Origin of the sequence: Burkholderia sp. WP9, assembly GCF_900104795.1 — a bacterium.
Lineage (GTDB): Bacteria > Pseudomonadota > Gammaproteobacteria > Burkholderiales > Burkholderiaceae > Paraburkholderia.
Genome location: NZ_FNTG01000001.1, coordinates 1,831,974 through 1,851,980 on the forward strand (window position 1 = coordinate 1,831,974; position 20,007 = coordinate 1,851,980).

Genomic DNA, 20,007 nt, shown 5'->3' on the forward strand with positions numbered 1-20,007 from the left:
GCGGACCTCGAAGCAGTGCCGCTGCCCGCGCATCCTTCTATTCAGCGCCGCGCCACGCCTCCGCTATCCGCGCGGCCAACCCCGAATCGCGCTGCGTTGGCGTCGCAATTGCCTGCGCCAGCACGGCGCGAGCGCCGACCACTTCCACCCGTTCGCGCGCGCGGGTGATCGCCGTGTACACCAGTTCGCGCGACAACACCCGGCTGAACACCGACGGCAGCATCAACACCGCATGCTCGAACTCCGAGCCCTGCGACTTGTGAACCGTGAGCGCGAATGCGGTGTCGTGCGGTGGAAGCGCCGCCGGCGATACCGCTCGCAAACCGCCGTCGCCGGTACGGAAATACACCCGCAACGTGCCGTTCGCGCTCGGCAGCGCAATGCCGATGTCGCCGTTGAAAAGACCGAGTGCGTAATCATTACGCGTCACCATCACGGGGCGCCCGGCGAACCACTGCGCGCCCACTGCCAGCGTCACACCGGCTGCGCGCCGCACTTGCGCCGCCATCGCCGCATTCACCTGGTCGACACCGCGCGGACCGGACCGGGTCGCGCACAGAATGCGGAAACGGTTCAACGCGTCGAAAAGCGGCAGCGGGTCGGGCGTGTCGGCCGCGAGCGCCGCGGCAAGCGCGTCGGCGTAGGGTGCGAAACCCGCAGCAAGGCGCGCGACGGTGCGCTCGGCAAGCGTCGCATGTGTGTCTTCGTGAAGCGCCGCCGCGCAAGATTCCACGGGATCGATGCGCAGCACGTCGAGCGCCGCGCTTGCCGAGCCGTTACGGATCGCGAGCGATAGGCGGCCGATCGGCGATTCGAGACCGAACCGGTAGTTGCGCTCGAGCCAGACGACGCAATCGGCGAGCGCGCTTTGCGTGTGCGCTGCCGACCCAGGCGGTGACGCGGCGCTGTCGAACAGTTCACCGGCGCGCGATTCATCGAAGGTGTCCGACGAATCCGCGTATGCAAACAGATCGTCGGGCCGCGCTTCGAAGTCGTCCGGCACATCGGCTTGCGCGGGCAAACCGGCGGCCTCTTCACTGAAACTGCGCGATGCGCCCGGCAGCGCCTGCCTGAGCCGCGTTTCGTCGATGCCAAGCGCCGCGGCGATCCGCTGCAAACCCTCTTGCGTAAAAGCCGGACGAGCGCTGAGCTCGGCGAACACCGCGCCGGCTTCGACTGCGGCGAGTTGGTCCTTGTCGCCGAGCATCACGAGACGCGTCTGCGGTGCAATGGCATCGAGCAGGTGCGCTGCCATGGCGACGTCGATCATGGAAGCCTCGTCGATCACCACGACGTCGTAAGGCAACGGATTGTCCCGATGATGCCGGAAGCGCCCTCCCGGCCCGGACCCGAGCAAACGGTGCAACGTGTACGACGTCTGCGGCAAACGCGCGGCGAGTTCGGGCGGCAGATCGCCGGCGCGCGCGAGCAAGGCTTCCTGCATGCGCTGCGCCGCTTTGCCGGTGGGCGCCGCCAGCGCGATTCGCAAGTCCGCGCGCGCATCGAGCAGGCAGGCAAGCACGCCGACCACGGTAGTGGTCTTGCCGGTGCCGGGTCCGCCGCTGACGATGGTGAGTTGCCCCGACAACGCCATGACCGCCGCGACACGCTGCCAGTCGACCTCATTATCCTTCGGCGCCCCGAAGTAGCGCAGCAGACGCTCGCGCAGCGTTTGGGCGCCGACGCCCGCTTCAGCTCCAGCAGTGGCATCAGCGCCCGCAGCCACCGCAGCCACCGCAGCCACCGCAGCCACTTCAGCATGCGCGACCAACGCGCGCGCAAGCCGCCGCTCGTAGTCGTAGTAGCGAGCCAGATACAGCCGCCCTTGCCCATCGACCACCAACGGCCGCAACGCCGCCGCGCTTTGCGAACCGTCGCTCGCCATGCCGCTGGCGAACAGCGCCGCACGCGCCTCGGCGCTCGATGCCGCGAAGCGTCTGGCCAGCAATGCAAGCGGCACACACACGTGGCCTTCAGCCGTCGCGCGGCTCGCCGCGAACGCGGCTCGCGCCGCCCACTTGACTGCTTCCGCCGATGCGCCGCCGCGCCGCGCCAGCGTGCCGATGCGACGCGCGAAACCTTCCGCGAGCGCGATGCTGAAATCGGCCGGCGCGGGCAAACTCACGCCGATATCGTCGAACTCCGGCGGCGCCGATGCGCTCTGTTCGAACGTGCTCATGCGACACCTCCGATCATGGCCGCATCGAGCAGCGCGACCAGTTCGAATGCGGGCCGCCGCATATGCACGCCCGCCGGTCCATCGGCGTCGTGCCAGTGCGGACGCACGCCTCGCACGAACAGATACAGATAGCCGCCAATATGCGTGTGGTACGAATAATCACGCACCCGCGTTTTCAGATAGCGATGCAGCGCGACCGTATAAAGCAGCGCCTGCAGGTGATAGGCATGACTCGCCATGGCCGCTTCGAGCGGCGCGGCGGCGTAGTCGGCGGCCGTGGCGCCCAGATGGTTCGACTTCCAGTCGACGATCCAGAAACGTCCGTCGTGCTCGACGATCATGTCGATGAATCCTTTGACGAACCCGCGCAACACGCCGGGTTCCAGTGCAACGTCGGGATAGCCGTATTCGATCAGCAACTCGCGCAACGCGGGAAAATCGAGCGACGGCGCCGCGAACAGAAACTCGAGTTCGTTCAGACGCCGGCGCGGATTCAGATTGGCCAGCCTCATGCCGGGCTGCAGTTCGGTGGTGACCACGTCCGTGAGCAGGTTGTGCATCATCGCGGGCAGGCGTGCGGCGAGTTCGGGCACAGCCGGCGCCGGGCGCTCGCGCAGCGCACCGCGAATGGCGTCGCTCCACGTATGCGGGTCGGTGAAATCGGCGAGTTCGAACATACGATGCAGACAGTCGCCGGCCGCCGCGCCGCGCGGGAACGCGAGAATGTCGTCTTCCGCATGGGCCTCGGCGTGCGGCGCGGGCACCAGCGTGACGACGAATGCATTGGCAATCTCGTCATGATCCGGGCGCACCTCTTCGACCGGCGTGTGCGCTGCCTCGGCTTTACTGCCCGCGGCAATCAGCCCACTGAAACTCGCCATGCGCCATTGATCGCGCAGCGGCCTGCGATTGGCCCGCGCCTGCATGTGCGCCTCGCGGTCCTGAAGGCTTTCCAGCGGCACGCGACGTTCGGGCCGCGGCAGTGTCTGCAGCGTGATCGGGCCGCCCGCCAGCGCTTGCCAGCGCGCCGACAACGCCGCCTCGTCGGGCGGCTCGGCGAGCCAGCCGTCGAAGCTGTGGCCGTCGCCGCCCACGAGCCAGTTCAACACGCTGCGGCGCGACTCCTTGGTGGAGCGCGACGACAGGTACGTGCCGGCGACGAGATAGCAGCGGTACACCGCGCGCGTCAACGCCACGTAGACGAGCCGCGCCCTCTCCGCGGCCTGCTCGCGCACCGCGTAACGCGACGCATGCTCCGCCTCTTCGTCGTCGCAACCGTAGTGCAGCACCGCGGCGCCTGCTTCGTCGTGGTACTCGCGCGCATCCGGCAAACCGGACGACGGTGGCTCGCGCAACGCGCCGTCGTTCAGGAACGGACAGAACACCACCGCATATTCGAGCCCTTTCGATTTGTGGACCGTGACGATCTGCACGAGATTGCGATCCGATTCGAGCCGCAACTGTGCGTCTTCGCCGCCGCCCTGCGCGCGTTGCGCGGCGAGCCAGCGCAAGGTGGGCGCGATACCCGGCTGCGTCGCGGCGCGCGCCTGCACGAGTTCGGCCAGGTGGTTCACGTTCGTCAAACGACGCTCGCCGTCCTGTCCGGCAACCAGCCGTTGCGCGACGCGCAGCTCGCGCATCAGCGTGCGCCACATCACCGCGAAGCCGCGCTCATGCCACAGCGTGCGGTAGCGTGAAAAACGCTCGACCCAACCCATCGCATCGGCGGCGTGCGCGGGATCGTCGGCGGCCGACGGCGCGTCGGCGACCTGCTCGAGGCGCCACAACGCCGCGGCGTCGAGACCCAGCCAGTCGGTTGCCAGCGCGGCGCGCAAACGGCGCAGATCGCCCGGCGTATCGACTGCGGCTAGCACGCGTTCGATCTGCTCGGCGTCGAGCGTCGCGAATACCGACGCCTGCGCCAGTTCCACGCTGCCGACACCCCATGCGGCCAGCACGCGTTTGATCAGACTGCCTTGCTTATGCGTTTGCACCAGCACCGCGATGTTGCCCGGCGCGAGCGGCGCGTCGCCGATCGTCACCGTGCCTTCGCGCGCGCCGCGCAGCAGGCGCACGATCTCGGCGGCGCACGCCTCGCTCGCTTCGCGCTGAGCCTCGCGCTTGGTCAAGGCGGCGTCGCCTTGCGGCAAGGTCCAGATACGGAAGTCGCCCGTGCTCGTGCCCGGATCGGCGAACGGTGGCCGGCGCCGTTCGCCCGCACGCACCGGCTGATAGTCGAGCCCCTCCAGCACGAATGCCTGACGATTGGCTTCGAAGAGCCGGTTGCACGCCTGAACGATAGGCGCGGTCGAGCGCTGATTGACGGCCAGCGTGTAGCGCGCGGATGCCGCCTCGCGCGCCTTCAGATAGGTATGCAGATCCGCCGCGCGAAAACTGTAGATCGCCTGCTTGGGATCGCCGACCAGGAACAGCGGACCGGCCGGCGCGAAGATGCGGCTGAAGATCGCGAACTGCAGCGGATCGGTGTCCTGAAACTCGTCGATCAGCGCTGCGGGATAACGCGAGCGCAAAGCATCGGCAAGCCAGGGGTGTGCGGCAAGCGCGCGGTACAGGTTGGACAGCAGATCGTCGAACGACACGACCCGGCGCGTGCGCTTGCGCGCCACCAGCTCGGCGGGTGCGTAGTCGAGCCAGCTTTGCACGAGCGAAAGCCAGCGCGCGCGTTGCGCGGCTTCGGCCGCGACCACGGCCGCGGCCAGCGCTTCGGCGTGCTCGAAGAACGGATGCTCAGGCGGTTCGAACTTGACCTTGGTGGCTTTCTTCAAAGCCGAAACCGTGAGCTTCAACGCGGCTTTCGGCGGCGGCGCATGGCAGTCGCCCTGCGCGAAGTACTCGGTCCATGCGGCGATGGCGGCGCTCACATGGTCGGGCTTGTGCGACGTCTTGCTCAGACGGTCTTGCGCCTCGGCGAGCAAAGTGACGATCCTGTCGCGTTCCGCATGCCAGAGGTCGCAGGCTGCGTCGAAACCGGCTTGCGGATCGGCGCCATTGCCGGTTGCGTCGAGCTTGCCCCAGCGCAACTGCGCCAGCGGTTTTTTCAGACGCCGCGCGAGTTGCTCGTCGAGTGAAGCGGGACCGGCGCGTTTGCCCACCAGCCACGCGGCGAACGCTGGATGCGCATGCGCCACCGGCTCCACCTGCTCACGCCAGAAATCAGCAGCCATTTCGAAGCGCAAGGCCGCGTCGTCGGCTTCCATTTCGAACGCGAACGGCATGGCGGCGGCGAACGGCGCCTCCTGCAACGCGCGCTGACAGAATGCGTGAATGGTGTGGATCGCCGCCTGGTCGAAGGTGCGCAGCGCGCGCCGCACCACCTTCAAGGCGGCCTCGCGCTCGATGCCCCGCTCCTGCGCGAGCGTCGTTTCAAAGAGACGGCGGATGAACGGATCGCCGCCGTCGTCATCCATTTCGATTGCACGGTCCAATTCGGCGAGACGGCCGCGAATGCGCTCATGCAGCTCCGCGGTCGCCGCCTTCGTGAACGTGACGACGAGAATCTGATCCGCATTCAGATTTTTTTCGAGTAGCAGCCGCACGTACAAGGCGCAAATATTCCAGGTCTTACCGGTCCCTGCGGAGGCCTCGATCTGATTCACGCCGTCGAGCGAACAGGCGAAGACGTCGAGCTCTTCGGCCACCAGCGCGTAACTGTGCTTGCCCCCGCTCATGACGCGCTCCGAAGATGCTGGATGAGCGGCTTGAACACGATCGCGGCAAGACTGCCGAACGGTTCGTCGAGCGTGAGCGGCGTGCCGCGCAAGGCAATACGCAAGGCGGGGTCGTCGGACTCGCCGCGCACGCGGTCGTTGATCCAGACACCGAGCGCCGCGGAATCGCTTTCGCTGACTTTGGTCCACGCGCTCTTCGGGAAAAAGCGCAGCGGCAGCCTGCGCCCGGCCTTGAACAACGCGGCAAGCGGCGCGAGCTGGTCGAGCGGCGCGGCGACCGGCGTGAGCTCGAAGCTTTCGCCGCTGCCATGCCATACGGTGCGGCGCGGACCTTGCGGTCGCGCGGCGCAATACACCAGGTGCGCAAGCCACGCCGACAGATAGTCGCGTGCGGCGGGTTTGGCGTAACGGAAAATCACTTGTCCTGTTTCGGTGAGCAGATTCAGACTGCCGTGCAGTTGCAGCGGCGTTTCAGCCGCTTGCCGCAGCAGCGCGTCGTAGGGGCCAAAGAGCGCCCCGGCCATGTCCGCGCTATCCGGCCAGCGCGGCGCGATGTCGAGCACGAACGGCAAACGCTCGACACCCGAAGCCACTTCGCGGCGCACGCTGTCGGCGAGCTGGCGCAACGCGCCGAGCTCACGTGCGCGCCACACTGCGCCGGTCGCGCCGCCCGGCAGTTCCGGGCTCGCTGCCGCCACGCGGCGCACGCGTTCGAAAATGACGTCGTCGTCCGTATCGGCGTCGAGCAACATTGGCAAAAGACGATCCGCCAATGCATCGCGCCCTGAGTAATCCAGGTCGAACGGTTCGGTGTCAAGCAACTCGCCCTGTGCGTCCGACAACACGATGCCCAGACGGTCGCGCAACAATGCCCGCGCGGGATGGCGCCAGAAACGCACAAATTCGTCGAAGGCGATCGGTGCCGGGTCTTCCGGCGGCAACGGCTGATCGAAGAAAGGCGCGGCAGCGGAATGCGTGGGCGCGGCGAGTAATGTCGCCAGCTCCGCGCGATCCGCGTCGTAGCTGAACAGCCCGGATTGCGGCGAGAAATAGTCCGATGCGAATGCCTGCAACGGATGATCGACGACGAACGCATGCCGCGCGCGCTCCACTTCTGCCGGGCTCGCGCCCTCGCCCGCGGACACCCGCGCGAGATGGTCGAGCAATTCGTCGACCAGCGCGGCCGGCGGCAACGGCGCGTTGTCGCGAATGCTGCGGCCCGTATAAGCGATGAAGAGACGATCGCGCGCGGCGAGCAGCAGATCGAGGAACAGATTGCGTTCGTCGTCGCGGCGCTGGCGGTCGCCGGCTTTGCCAAACGCGGCCATCAGATCGAATTCGTCGGCGCGCGCGAGACTCGGCAGGACACCGTCGTCCATGCCGAGCAGGCAGACGACGCGATACGGCAATCCGCGCAAGCTGGTCAACGAAGAAAACGTCACGCTGCCCCACGGCACGCCGCCGCGCGCGGGGTCGTCGAGCGCTTCGGTAAGCGCGCTGCGCACCACTGCGGCGGGCATCACGATCTCTTGTGCGCCGGCTTGCATCGCGTCGCCCATCTTGTCGATCGCGTCGCGCACGGCGGCGAGCGAATCGGCAAACTCGACGCCGCCGTCGAAACATTGCGCGAGCGTATCGAGCAGCAGTTGCGTCCACTCGACGGGCGTGCGCTCGATCACGCAATTCGCCGCGAAGCTGTCGATGTCGTCGACGAAGCGCGACAGGCGGCCGAGCAATTCCGCGTCCGAGCCGTCAGCGCCTTCGACCGGCAGCCAGGCGTCGACCGGCTCGCCGCCGTCCGGCATCGCATAGCCGAGGTAGAGACGCGTGAGCGCATCCGCGAAGGTATGACGGGCGATCGGCACATGTTCGCCCGTGGGCTCGACCGGTGCGAGCCCGCGACGCGCGCCGGCCGCGGCCAGCCACTCCTGCGCGGCTTCCAGCGAGCTCGCGTCGATCCCGTAGCGCACGGCGATCGCGTCGACGCGCAACCATTCGATCAGATCCGGCGCACCCACGCTGCGCTCGGGCAAGGCCAGCCAGTCGAGCAGCAAACGCGCGACCGGATTGGCCTGCGAGGGCGGCAAGCCGGTGATCCGATACGGAATGCGGCGCGTGTCGCCTGGCGGCGTGGTGCCGAACACGGCGTCGATCAGGGGACCGGCCGCCGCGAGATCGGACACGGCGACCAGCACGTCGGACGGCTGCAGGTCGTCGAACTCGTCGAACCAGCCGAGCAGGCGATCGTGCAGCACTTCGAGCTGGCGCGACAGGCTGTGGCAGACGTGGACTTCAATGCCATGCTCGATGGGCAGTTCGTCGGTGTCGGTTTCTGTTCGCAGATCGAGGATGCCGTTCTGCACGGCGGCGAGCCAGCTCGGTTCCGGGTTCTCGGTGAAATCGCCGGTCTCGCCGGAAGCCGCGCTCTCGGTCAGCTCGTGCAGCATGTGCAACTGCGCCTGGGTCTGACGGCCCCACTCGGCGAGCAGCGGATGGCCGACTTCCTGATAGTCGAGCTGGCCGGCCGCGTCGAGCGCCTCGATACGTCCTTCGCTGACGACGTCGAACCAGAACTCGCGGCACGGGTTCATCACGTACAGACGCACATCCACCCAGCGCGAGAGTGCCCGCAGCAATGCCACGTGCAACGGCGGCATGGTGGGCAGCGCGAATACGCTGACCGCTTCGGGCCACTGCGCGTTCGAGATCGCCTCGAGGTCGAGCGTGCCGATCTCGTCCAGAAAACGGTAGGCAGGCGGCAACGCGGCCGCGGGCGTTTGCGCGTTGCCCGACAGCTCGGTGAGCACCGCGCGCCACAATGCCGCTTGCCAGCGCTCGTCCTCGCGCGCCGCTTCGCTCGCGCCGACCAGACGCGGCCCGCTGTCGTCAGCCGCCCCGCTCGCGAAAATCGAGCCGCCCTTCTGCCATTGCAGCAGCCATTCCGGGCGATAAGTCAGATAGTGGTCGAGCACGGTCGCCACGCGGCGCGCGAGTTCGTAGCGCATCGACGCGTCCGCCGCGTCGAGATACGTGCGCAGACGCGGCGACGCATTCCAGGGCGGCGCTTCGTCCCCTTCGTTCACCTGGCCCAGCAGCCGGTAGCAGCGCCACACGAGCCGGTCCGGCGCGAACGGCGAGTGCCTCGGCACCTCGATCACACCGCCGATCTGCGCCCACAGCCATTGCGCGAGATAACCAAAGTTGACATTTGCGCAGATGCCCTGGCGCGCAGCGATATCGAGCTCGAGACGACGCCGCACCGCCGCGCTCGGGACGATCACGGGCTGCGCGGTCCAGGGGTCGGACGGCGCCTGCGCGAGGTCGTCGAGCAGCGCGCCGACAAGGGTTTCATAGCGGTTCGAGTAGAAGAGCTGGAGCATGGATCCTGGGGTTTGCGCGCGGTGGGAGCGGAACGCCAAAGCCGCGACAGACAGTGAAGCGACAGCATAACAAACGCATCCCTCGCGCAGAACCTGGCCAAACGGACGAGGTCAGATCACCCATAAAATCAGTTAGACTCGTCGGCAGTTTGGGTCTGTCTCTTCAACCGCGTTTATCTCAGTGAACGGAATCCAGGCAGTCGATGCGCTATTCGGTAGAAATAAAAAAATTCCTCTATAGCCAGTACTTTTATGGCGGCCTGCGCATCGCGGTCGGCGTGTCGTTACCGGCCGTACTGTGCCTGATCGTGTTTCACGATCGCGAGCTCGGCTTCACGATCGCGACCGGCGCGCTCGGCGCATGTGTGGTCGACATGCCGGGCCCGCTCAAGTACAAGCACAACGAAATGCTGGCGTGCACGGTGATCGGGTTCCTCTCCGCGCTCGCCACCGGACTCGCCACGGTCAACGCGGTGGCGCTGTGGTGCACCGTCGTGCCGCTTACGTTCCTGCTGTCCTTGATTGTCGTGTATGGCAACCGCTGGCCGCAGATCAGCTTTGCCACGCTGTTCATGATGATCATGACGCTGGAGGAGCGCTTCACGCCCATGCAGGCGCTCATCAACGCGTCGTGGATTCTGGTGGGCGGTCTCTGGTACACCTACTGGTCGACCTTGGTAAGCCGCTGGATGATGCACCGCATCGAACAGCAGGCGCTGGCCGAAAGCGTGTTCGCGTGCGCCGACTATCTGCTCGCGCGCGCCGAGTTCTACGATCTGGATAACGACCTCGACGAGTGTTATCGCAACCTGGTCGACAAGCAGATCGCCGCGGTGGATCGCCAGGACGCCGCGCGCGACATCGTGCTGCGCAATCTGCCCAAGCTCAAGAGCGGCAAGCTCGAGCCGCGCCGCGCCATGCTGTTCAATCTGTTCATCAACACGGTCGATCTGCACGAACTGTTCGTGGGCGCGCACACCGATTACCCGCTGGTACGCACCACTTTCGGCGGTTCCGATCTGCTCGTGTTCTACCGCGACCTGATTCGCAAGGCGGCCGCCGACCTCGAGGAGATCGGGCTCGCGGTGCTGCAGAACCAGGCGCCGCGCACGCGCGTGAACGTCAAGGCGGAACTGCGCGCTATCGAGTTCGAAATCGAGTTGATGCGCAAGCAGAACCTGCCGGCCAAAAACCACGAGGCCTATTCGGCGATCTCGTCGACTTTCCGCCGCGTCTGGAGCGCCACGCGCCTGATCGACAAGATGCGCAAGAGTCTCTCGAGCGAACCGAGCACGACCGAGACCGAATTGCGCCTCGACCAGGCGCTCACGCGTTTCGTGTCGAGCCGCCGCGTGCCGTTCGGGCAGATTTTCTCGAACCTGACGATGGCCTCGCCGAGCTTCCGTCATGCGTTGCGCGTCACGATCGCGGTCGCTGTGGGCTTCTGGCTCGGCCGTTTGCTGCCGCTCACCAACGCCTACTGGATCGTGATGACCACCGTCATCATTCTGAAGCCCGGCTATTCGCTCACCAAACAGCGCAATGGGCAGCGGATCGTCGGTACGCTGATCGGCTGCGCGGCGAGCATCGCGCTGATCATGTTCGTCAAGGAGCCGCACTTCCTGCTGGTCGTGATGTTCGCGTCGATGGTCATGAGCTACAGTCTGCTGCTGTTCAATTACACGGCGAGCGTGGTGTTCACCTCGTCGTATGTGCTGCTGATGTTCCATCTGCTCGCACCGGGCAGCATGCGCATCATCGGTGAGCGTGCGATCGATACCGTGGTGGGCTGCGCGATCGCGATTGCGGCAAGCCATCTGTTCCCGTATTGGGAATATCGTTTGATGGGCAAGCTCGTCAACAACATGATCAACGCGACGCGTCAGTACCTCGAAGCAAGCTGGTGGTGGAGCGGCAAACCGGCCGCCGCAGTGGTCGCCACCGTGACCGAGGCCGGTGCACGCGCCCCGGCCGCGGCCATGGCCGATCCGGCGCTCGACTTCGGCAAACCGGTGCTCGCGGCGGCTGATGGTGGCGCAAGCGCTGCAGACAGCGGCACAGGTGCTACTCAACGCGGCGGTGCAAATAGTGGCGTAAGTAGTGGCGTAAGTGCCGGCGCAAGCGCTCAAGCCGCCGCAGGTCCCGGCGCGTCAACAACACCACCGGTTGCCGACGCCGGCGCCGGCACCACAACGGTCAGCAATCCGACCGCGAGGCCGGCTTCGGGCGCCTCCGCTGCCGCCGCAGCCGCGGCGACAGCGCTCGATCGCGATTACCGCTACCGGCTCGCCCGCAAGAATGTTCACGTGGCGTTCGCGAATCTGGGCCAGGCGTTTCAGCGCATGATGCTGGAGCCGAAGTCCGCGCAAAAGTTCGTGCCGGAACTGAACGGCCTGCTGGTGCGCAGCCACGTGCTCGCCTCGCAGATCACGGCGGCCGCGCCGCTGCTGCGCACCTCGGCGCAACAGCAGGCCGACGGCGTTTCGCTACAGCCGCTGCAACGCGCGTTGAGCGTGGTGCGTGACAATCTCACCGAGGCCGAAACCGGCACCCCGCCGCCCGCCGATCAGGGCGAGCAGATCAAGCAGTTGGGCCGTGAGCTCGATGCGATGGTAGTCGAGACGGAAAAGTCGCCCGACTATTCGGCGGACGCCGTGCACGACATGAAACTGCTTGCTCATCAATGCAAGCAGATGCTGTCGGCGGCGGCGTTGATTCGCAAGGACGCGAGCGTGATTCGCCTGCCGGACGAGTGAGGCGGCGTGGGCCGACATTGCGCACGCACGTTGTTTTTAGCTGTTGGTGCGCCAGCGTTTTGCGTGGCGGCGAGCGTCGCCGGAAGATCGGGCGTGACGCTCGAACCGGGGCTGCGCCCAGTATTACTGAGCCGCGCCGCTTGCCGGCTTCACGGCATTGGCCGCTGCCGCCGCGTCCGATGAAATCGACGGCGCCGCTGCGTTCTGGCTGTCGAAATCGTGCTTTTCCTTGATGGCGTTATAGAACAGCGTGGCGATCACCAGCAGTACCGCGACCACGATGAAGACAGCAATGCCAAAGGTCGGGTTCTTCTTGCGCGGCGGTTTGTTCATGAGGCGGGCTCGGTTCGCGAAGCAGTCGCGGATGATGGCTGGGAAGGCGGCATTCTACGCCCACTGAGCTTGCACGCGGCTTGCAATGGACGCAACGAACGAGCGAGCAGCGGGCTGGCAGTAAGCGCGGGCGCGCAAGGTTGCCGCGTAGCATCACCGGCCCCTGCGCGTTGCACGATTCGCTAAATGAACAAATGCAAACAACGCACCTGCGGCTTTCCGCCCTACCTCACCATGGCGGGTCGCACCGGCAGCGCCGTCGAATACTTGATCTGCTCCATCGCGAAGCTCGAACTCACGTCATACAGCGGCACGGCCGCGATCAGCAGCTTGTAGACACGGTCATAGTCGTCGATATCGGACACCACCACGCGCAACAGGTAATCGGTTTCGCCGCTCATCCGGTACACCTCCACGACCTCCGGAATATCCTGCACCGCACGCGTGAAGGTCTGCGCCCATTCCTCCGTGTGCTGATTGGTGCGTACCGCGACGAACACGGTCGTGCCCACCCCGAGCTTGCGCGCATCGCAAAGGGCGACCTGCGCGCGGATCACGCCCGCCTCCTTCAGACGCTGCAGCCGCTTCCAGCAAGGCGTTTGCGACAGATTCACGCGTTGCGCCAGTTCGGCGATCGGCATGGTCGCGTCCTCCTGCAGCAGTTCCAGCAGCTTCCGGTCGATGATATCCATTCCCACCATGACACCCCCATAGGAAATTATTCTACTTTTCAGATTCCAGGGGGAATTATATGGAAACTCTTTCTCCGGGCAAACCGGTATAAATATCGCTATCCGAAATTAACGATAAGCAGCCCGCGCCGCTGCCCAACGATCATGAGCCAAGAGTTTCAATCAGCGTCCCTGGAACGTGCCACCGTCCAACGTGTGCAACCTGCCGGTGCGACTCCGGCAGCGCCGCGCGAGCCTGCGGACCCGCCCTCGTGCGCCGGGCGCAACGCGCCGCTCGCGCGACTATGCGATAGCCTGGACGCGATGTTCGAAGCCTGCGCCCATTTCCCCGAACCGTCCGATTCGACCTTCTTTGCGCGCAGCATGCGGATTGCGCTCGCCCAGGCGGCGTCGAACCCCGACTTGCTCACGGCAGCGCAACGCGAAGGCTCGGTCGAGAAGTACCGGCGTCATCTGTTGGCTGCGGATCCGCACGGCCGCTACGCGATCGCCGCGCTGGTGTGGCTGCCGCAGCAGGCGAGCCCCGTGCACGCGCATCACACGTGGTGCGGCTACGCGGTGGTGGATGGGGCGCTGAGCGAGACGATCTTCGAATGGAACGGCGCGCAGCACTGCGCGAGCGCCACACGGACCCAGGCGCGCAATCAGGGCGCCGTGTCGTTCGTGCGAGGTGGCCGCGGCGGGATTCATCAACTGGGCAATCGCAGCACCGAGCCTGCCGTGTCGCTGCATATCTATGGCGTTGCGGGCGCGCAGATCGCGACGCACGTCAACGAGGTCTTGCGCGTGGCGCAGACATCTGCACTGGCCTGAAACGACGTGTTACGGGTGCCTCGCACCCCCGCTCGCCGAGCTGACGACACGCCGCCCCATCGTCTCGCGCGAATTCCAAACCCTGGGTCTCGCCGGCAATCCGCCCGCTCCGGAAATCGACTCGCGCCAAAGCCGATCCTGCCCGCTTCCGGTCGCGATCATGAGCGCCATCAACGCCATCAACTCTTCCCGCCCGCCTCGCCTGCCGTAGGAATCTGCGGAGGAATCGGCGCTGTCTGCCCGGTGGGCGGCGGCGCCGGCCGCGGTTCGTGCGAAACATCGCGCGCCACGGCGAGAGGCGCATGCGCGGTCCGCGCCGCCGCGGCCCCCGACAATGACGCTGCTGGCGCCTCCGCATGCCCATGCGGCCCCATCCCCGACACTTCGTCGTCCTGCAAAGGCTGACCTTCGCTATCCTTCGACGACGTATACACACGCATCTGCGGCACCGGAATCTCGATGCCCGCTTCGTCCATCTTGCGTTTGAGACGCAGATTGAAGGCGCGCGCCACGCTCCACTGCTGTAGCGGCCGCGTCTTGATCTGCCCTTTCACGACCATCCAGTTCGGATCGAAACGGTCCAGCCCCCACACTTCGATCGGCCCGAGCATCTCGCGACGGTAGCGGAAGTCGGCCATCAGATCGGCGCCGACTTCACGGATCAGTTGCGTGATTTCATCGACGTCGGTGGAGAACGACATGCGCACCTCGAACACCGCATACGCGAAATCGCGCGACAGGTTCTTGACGATCTTGATCTGCGAAAACGGAATCGCGTGAATCGCGCCTTGGCCGTCGCGCAGGCGCACCGTGCGGATCGACAGATGCTCGACCGTGCCCGCGTGGCCGCCGTCCACATCGATCCAGTCGCCCACCGAAATCGTATCTTCGATGATGATGAAAAGCCCCGTGATCAGGTCGGTCACGAGCGACTGCGCGCCGAAACCGATCGCAAGACCAATCACGCCGGCGCCCGCCAGCAGCGGCGTGACATTAATGCCGAGATTGGCCGCCGTCACGATGCCGGCGATCGTCATGATCGTGACGAGCAGCACGTTGCGCAGGAGCGGCAGCATCGTGCGGGCGCGCATGCTCGGCGCGCGCGCCTTGTTGCGCGGGCCACCCGGATTGAGCGCTTCAGTGATCGCGGTATCGACCAGAATCCACAGCAGCCAGGCGATGAACACGGTGGCGATGATCGCCGTCACCGCGTGCGCGATGCCACGCGCCGCGACGTTTTCCTCGACCACGGCCGCAAGCGAGACGCCCCACAAACGCGCCGCTAGTTCAAAGAAGAACAGCCACACGAAGAGCGTCAGCAAGGTGCCGGAAAAACGCAGCAGGCGCGTGAGATACGGCGAGCGGCGACGCGTGCGCGCGCTGCGCGGACGCGTCAGGCGCAACACGATGGCCGAGACGAAAAAGGCCAGCACCAGCAGCAGCGCGGTCACCACGGAAATCTGCAGCACGTTTTCGTTCGACCCCGAGCCGCCGAGCGTGGCGACCACCGACGCGGTGGCGAGCACCAGCACGGGCACGTGCCACAGCGCGGCGAGCACGTCGAAGGCGTCGGTCGCGGCTTTGTGATGGGTGCGCTGCTCGTAAGGCCGGTTGCGGATCAGATGCGCGACCGGCCGGCGAAACGCGAGCGCGAAATAGCCGGTGAGGACCGCGGCCGTCATGTTGGCAGCGGTCGAAATCAGCGCGGCGAGGTTCGGTCCGAGCTGATGCGCGACGTCGTAATTGACGGCGGCGTCGCCGAGCGCGCCGCACACGCCGACCACGAACAGCACGCGTCGCGCGTGATCGATCAGCAGGCGCACCGCGATCCGCCGATGCCCCGAGCCGAACAGTGAAAACATGATCAGACAGATCGCGGAGAACACCGCGCCCGCCACGATCGCATACGCGACCACCATGCCGAGCGTGCGGCCGAGCGCATCGGGCATGGCGCGCACGAACAGCAGCGCGGCGAGAAAGGCGATGATCCACGGCCCGACACGGCGCAGCGCGAAGATCAGCAGCTCGCGCGTGGTGGGATTCGGATTGAGCCCCATGATGATGCCGAAACGCCGGTACAGCCGGTGCTGCACATAGATCAGCGCGGCGGCGCACGCGCCCCAGCCCACCAGCATCGCGATCATCGAAAACAGAACGCGGCCGAAGCTCTCGTGCCCCTGCCCTGAAATGATCGTGTAGAGCTCGTTGCCGGCGGCGTTGAAGCGTCCGCCCCAATAGCGGACCGGCGTGCGGCCCTGATGCACGTCGGATTCGAACGATGCAATGCCCGACGCGATCGCGCCGAGCAAACCGGGGCTCGGTTGCGCCGGTGCGGCCGGCGCGACGTTTTGCGACACGTCGCGCAGCTTTTTGAGCTGGGCGACGAGCGCGCTGCGCTGCCGGTCGTTGTCGAGCGTGGAGATCACACTGTCGAGCGAGCGCGTCAGTTCCGCCTGGCTCGCCGGCGAGGGTGCGGACGCCGCCTCAGCCGCCGAGGCGCCGGAAGCGGGGGACGCGCTCACCGTCGCGCTGTTGATCAGGCTCTGCAAAGCCGGGATGACCGGCGCGCCGGTGGCGGCGCCAGCCGCGACAGCCGCCGTGGGCATCCAGCCGACGCACAGAATCAGCGCAAAGCAGGCCGCGGCCAGCCAGGCGCCGAGCCAAGCCGCGAGCCGCGGGCGCACGCCGCGGCGGACATCGCGCCCGCTACGGCCAGAAGGAAAGTGAACGGCGGCGTGGGTCGCCGGCTGCCCGCCGTTGAACGGCGCAGCCTCGGACTCACGCCGCAACGGGCATGACTGCATGGCAATCCGTAGGAAAACGGGAGACGCCAGTGTAGCCGCAGTTTCGCGAGGAGCAACCTGACATGCGTAACCGAATGTTAGGACGCTTGCGCGGACTTCACGCGGCGAGCACCGCGCGCGCCCTGTTCAACCTCGCTCAGGCCTCATTTCCGGCTCATTTCACCCTCAATAGGCAACCGTCGCGATCTGACGGACGAATTGGCCCTGCTCCAGTTCATCGACGAAGGCAATCGCGTAATCTTCCGCGGAAATGCGACTATTGCCCTCGGCGTCGGCGATCAGCGTGTTCGCACCCGTGCGGAATTTGCCTGTGCGCTCGCCCGGCGCGATCAGCGCGGCCGGCGCGAAGAAAGTCCAGTCGAGGTCGGTAACGCCGCGGTAGTAGTCGAACGCCTCACGGTGCGCAAGCGCGATCGCCTTGTAGGCGTCCGGGAAGCCTTCCGTATCGACCAGTTGCTTGCCCGGCGCCACCTCCAGCGAACCCGCGCCGCCCACCACGACGAGGCGCTTCAGGCCCGCCGCGCGCACCCCTTCGACGAGCGCACGCGTCGCCTTGCCAAGCGCCGCAAGATCGTCCTGCGGCGGCGCATAGGCGCTCGCCACCACGTCGTGACCGCGCACCGCGGCGCTCACGCTCGCGGCGTCGAGCAGATCGGCTTGCGCCGCTGTAAGATTCGCCACGCCGGCCGGCACGCGCGCCGGATTGCGCGCCAGCGCTGTTACCTGATGCCCGCGGCGGGCGGCTTCCGCAGCGACCCGCGAACCGATCATGCCGGTGGCGCCGAACAACGCGATCTTCAACTGTTTGCTCATTTTCACTGCTCCTGTCATTAACATATATGTAACCACATTGATTACATATAACGAGGAAAAAAGAGGGGCATGAGCCCCCGTTTGTCTAAAGACGCGCGCTTCGAATAACCGATACGCGCCCTTCCGTTCTGCTTTACTGCCAAATCACCCGTGCGAGCGCCGCTTGCGTTCGCGCAGCTTCTCGGCCCGCACTACGTCGGCCGTGGCGTCGGCCAGCGTGCGCGCGCCGAGCGAGGCCTCCATGGCCTGCTGCGCTTCGTCGATGATGCCGCGCAGCACGCCCTGAATGTTGCGCCCGACCATGCACGCCGGATTCGGCTCCTCGCGATGCAGCGCGAACAACTGCGCGTCGTCCACCGCACGATACACCTCGAGCAAGGTGATCTGTTCGGGCGCCCGCGCAAGCAGCGCGCCGCCGCCCGCGCCAAGCTGTGACGTGGTCAGGCCCGCCTCCGCCAGCATGGTGAGAAGCCGCCGGATCAGCGCGGGATTCGTGTTGACGCTGCCCGCGATCATTTCCGAAGAAAGCGGCACGCCGTCCTGCAACGACAGCAGCGCGAGCACATGCACCGCAAATGCAAACCGGCTACTCGTGTTCACAGCAAATCCGCCCGGCGACGACAATGTGTAACCATGGTAATTACATTTAATCCGGCTGTCAAATGCCCTAGTAGCGCGGCCGGCATGTCACTTGTCCATCTGCTTTTGGGCATCGCCCGATTCGCCCGATGACGTCGAAGCCGCCGCATTCGCCGAAGACGCCGAGCTTTGCGCCGACCACTCCTGCAGCTTGCGCCCTGCCGATTCGAGGCTCTGGCCGGTCAGCGAAGCAGCCTTGCCGAGTTGCGCATTGGTCGCGCTCGCGGCGCTTTGCAGGTTGGCTTGCGCGGTCGACGCAAGCGCGTTGGGATCGATGTTGATGGACGGCGCGGAGGCCGATTCGAGGTTCTGCTGCGCGGCGGACCTGGTCGCGTCGACCTGCTGGCCGACATAGCTGGCCGCCTGATCGAGCTTCTGACCGGCAACCTGGGCGGCGTCGTTGAGCTTGCCGGCGACCTGGCCCGCGGACGCGTCGTTCTTCTGACAGGCGGCGAGGCCGCCGAATACGACGGCCACGAACGCCGCACGGCGCAGCAAGGATAATCGGATAGATAAAGTCATGTTTGAGTATGAGCCGCGTCGAGCGGCTTCCGCATGCGAAAACGCGCCAATGATACGCCGTTGCGCTGCACCCGCTCCTCAACGAGCATCTGGAAGCCCGCTCGTTCGAAGCTGCGGCGCGCGCCCTCGTCATAGTGAGGTGCGGCAAGCCCGGTGACCGCGGCGCGAAATAACATGGCGAGCGGCGCCGCATCCCCGGCGCGAAAGGTGTGCCATTCGAACATGTGCATTGCGTGATCCGTCGCGGTTCTGTCAAACGTAGTGGAGTAGACTGCTTGAGCTTATACGAGCGTCAAATGAGCATTCGCTGTGTTCCGTTGATCAATTGGAGGCATACGATGGCGGCAAAGAAGATTCTGTTTCTGACCGGCGACTTCGCCGAGGATTACGAAACGATGGTGCCGTTTCAGGCGCTGCAGGCAGTCGGCCACGTGGTCGACGCGGTCTGCCCGAACAAGAAGGCGGGTGACCGGATCAAGACCGCGATTCACGATTTCGAAGGCGATCAAACCTATACCGAAAAACCCGGCCATCAATTCACGCTCAACGCCACCTTCGACGACGCCGATCCGCGCCAATACGACGCGCTCGCGATCGCGGGCGGCCGCGCGCCGGAATATCTCAGGTTGAATCACAAGGTGATCGAAGTCGTGCGGCAATTTGCCGAAGCGGGCAAGCCGATCGCCGCGATCTGCCATGCCGCGCAACTGCTGGCCGCCGCCGACGTGATCCGCGGCAAGCGCATTTCGGCCTATCCGGCCTGTGCACCCGAAGTGAAAATGGCGGGCGGCGAATACGCCGACATTCCGGTCGACGCTGCGATTACGGACGCCAATTTCGTCACTGCGCCGGCATGGCCCGCGCATCCCGAGTGGCTGCGCCAATTCCTCGTGCTGCTCGGCACCCGCATCGAACTTTGATCTTTTTGCCTGATCCACCGGCGAGCGCGCCGCCGCTTCGGCAACCCGCGCTCGCTAAAACTCCCCGCATTTGAGACTCGTCCGATAGTTTGCAACGAAAGGCTTTCCTATAGTCGCCGGCTGACTTGGGAGTGTTTTTCGATGGAACTGATCGACTGGATCGTCATTCTCGCCGTCGTGTTGATGGCAATTGCCTTTTTCTGCGGACGCACGCCCGCCAACTGGTCGCGGGAAAATCGCGCGCGGCGCCTCGCAGGTATGCGCATGCTGGTTCAGGCCGCGTGTTCGGTATGGGCTGCGCTGCTGATCGTCGCGCGCGGCCTCTTTGCGCTGGACGGCCTGCCGGGCTTGCGGGCCACGCCCATGCAGGTCATGGCCAGTTCCGCCGTGCTCATCGCCTGCGGCTGCTACTGGTCGATTCGCGGCAGCCAGTTGCTCAAACCGCGCCGTCTCTTTACCGCCTGACG

The 20,007-nt window shown here is 65.8% G+C and carries 14 protein-coding genes; 4 read left to right on the forward strand and 10 right to left on the reverse strand.

Annotation, left to right across the window (positions count from 1 at the left end; translation table 11 throughout):
* Positions 1-37: 37 nt before the first annotated feature.
* From BLW71_RS08255 to recC, 3 genes are read right to left on the reverse strand one after another with little or no spacing between them, the layout of a single operon-like run.
* Positions 38-2,179 carry an AAA family ATPase gene (locus BLW71_RS08255; RefSeq protein WP_091794940.1) on the reverse strand — a complete coding sequence of 714 codons (2,142 nt, stop codon included), beginning with the start codon at positions 2,177-2,179 and terminating at the stop codon, positions 38-40.
* Positions 2,176-5,868, reverse strand: coding sequence for an exodeoxyribonuclease V subunit beta (gene recB / locus BLW71_RS08260; RefSeq protein WP_091794943.1), 3,693 nt, complete (start codon positions 5,866-5,868; stop codon positions 2,176-2,178). Before recB ends, BLW71_RS08255 begins: the two co-directional genes overlap by 4 nt.
* A complete protein-coding gene (gene recC / locus BLW71_RS08265) occupies positions 5,865-9,248 on the reverse strand; it encodes an exodeoxyribonuclease V subunit gamma (RefSeq protein ID WP_091794946.1) in 3,384 nt (1,127 codons plus the stop codon). Before recC ends, recB begins: the two co-directional genes overlap by 4 nt.
* Positions 9,249-9,451: 203 nt before the next feature.
* Here recC and BLW71_RS08270 point away from each other — a divergent pair, with 203 nt between their 5' ends.
* A complete protein-coding gene (locus tag BLW71_RS08270) occupies positions 9,452-12,004 on the forward strand; it encodes an FUSC family protein (RefSeq protein ID WP_091794949.1) in 2,553 nt (850 codons plus the stop codon).
* Positions 12,005-12,127: 123 nt separating this feature from the next.
* Here the strand turns inward: BLW71_RS08270 and BLW71_RS08275 are convergent, their stop codons facing one another.
* Both BLW71_RS08275 and BLW71_RS08280 read right to left on the reverse strand, forming a co-directional pair.
* Complete coding sequence (locus BLW71_RS08275) at positions 12,128-12,337, reverse strand: hypothetical protein (RefSeq protein WP_091794952.1); 210 nt, start codon at positions 12,335-12,337, stop codon at positions 12,128-12,130.
* 224 nt (positions 12,338-12,561) lie between these two features.
* On the reverse strand, positions 12,562-13,035 hold the full coding sequence (locus BLW71_RS08280) for an Lrp/AsnC family transcriptional regulator (RefSeq protein ID WP_091800594.1): 474 nt from the start codon (positions 13,033-13,035) through the stop codon (positions 12,562-12,564).
* 138 nt (positions 13,036-13,173) lie between these two features.
* Between BLW71_RS08280 and BLW71_RS08285 the strand changes: the two genes are divergently transcribed.
* Positions 13,174-13,842, forward strand: coding sequence for a cysteine dioxygenase (locus BLW71_RS08285; RefSeq protein WP_091794955.1), 669 nt, complete (start codon positions 13,174-13,176; stop codon positions 13,840-13,842).
* Between the two features lie 179 nt (positions 13,843-14,021).
* On the opposite strand, the gene BLW71_RS08290 is transcribed toward BLW71_RS08285, so the two are convergent.
* The 5 genes from BLW71_RS08290 to BLW71_RS42170 form a co-directional block, all read right to left on the reverse strand.
* The gene (locus BLW71_RS08290; RefSeq protein WP_091794958.1) at positions 14,022-16,646 is read right to left on the reverse strand and encodes a mechanosensitive ion channel family protein; all 2,625 of its coding nucleotides are present in this window, start codon (positions 16,644-16,646) and stop codon (positions 14,022-14,024) included.
* Between the two features lie 165 nt (positions 16,647-16,811).
* Positions 16,812-17,459 carry an NAD(P)-dependent oxidoreductase gene (locus tag BLW71_RS08295; RefSeq protein ID WP_091794961.1) on the reverse strand — a complete coding sequence of 216 codons (648 nt, stop codon included), beginning with the start codon at positions 17,457-17,459 and terminating at the stop codon, positions 16,812-16,814.
* 144 nt (positions 17,460-17,603) lie between these two features.
* Positions 17,604-18,059 carry an Rrf2 family transcriptional regulator gene (locus tag BLW71_RS08300; protein ID WP_091800597.1) on the reverse strand — a complete coding sequence of 152 codons (456 nt, stop codon included), beginning with the start codon at positions 18,057-18,059 and terminating at the stop codon, positions 17,604-17,606.
* A gap of 87 nt (positions 18,060-18,146) precedes the next feature.
* The gene (locus tag BLW71_RS08305) at positions 18,147-18,620 is read right to left on the reverse strand and encodes a BCAL1086 family glycoprotein (protein ID WP_091794964.1); all 474 of its coding nucleotides are present in this window, start codon (positions 18,618-18,620) and stop codon (positions 18,147-18,149) included.
* The gene (locus BLW71_RS42170) at positions 18,617-18,850 is read right to left on the reverse strand and encodes a hypothetical protein (RefSeq protein ID WP_286161950.1); all 234 of its coding nucleotides are present in this window, start codon (positions 18,848-18,850) and stop codon (positions 18,617-18,619) included. Before BLW71_RS42170 ends, BLW71_RS08305 begins: the two co-directional genes overlap by 4 nt.
* Before the next feature lie 108 nt (positions 18,851-18,958).
* Here BLW71_RS42170 and BLW71_RS08315 point away from each other — a divergent pair, with 108 nt between their 5' ends.
* Complete coding sequence (locus BLW71_RS08315; RefSeq protein WP_091794967.1) at positions 18,959-19,540, forward strand: DJ-1/PfpI family protein; 582 nt, start codon at positions 18,959-18,961, stop codon at positions 19,538-19,540.
* 141 nt (positions 19,541-19,681) lie between these two features.
* Positions 19,682-20,005, forward strand: a complete 324-nt coding sequence (locus tag BLW71_RS08320; protein WP_091794970.1) for a hypothetical protein — start codon at positions 19,682-19,684, stop codon at positions 20,003-20,005.
* The last annotated feature ends 2 nt before the right edge of the window (positions 20,006-20,007 follow it).